Raw genomic sequence first — 253 nt, 5'->3', positions numbered from 1 at the left:
ATATTTCGATTTGCATGGAAATGACAAGTTGCTGCGAGCCGTCACCCCTTCAGTCAGCTGCGCTGACAGCTTCCCCCAAGGGGACGCCATCTGCACGAGCCCCAGCCTTCCCCGCGCACGGGGAAGGGGGACCGCGAAGCGGTGGAAGAGGTCCATGGACGGACGGGGAAGAACAATACATAACTGCAAGTCCTCACAAGCGTCGCAGCCCCGCGCACGGGGGCGCGAAGCGCGGGATGCCGGTGGCATCCCC

The organism is Mitsuokella sp. AF21-1AC (assembly GCF_003458855.1).
In the GTDB taxonomy this organism is placed as follows: domain Bacteria; phylum Bacillota; class Negativicutes; order Selenomonadales; family Selenomonadaceae; genus Mitsuokella.
The sequence above is the reverse complement of the archived record's forward strand: the minus strand, read 5'-3'. Positions refer to the sequence as shown.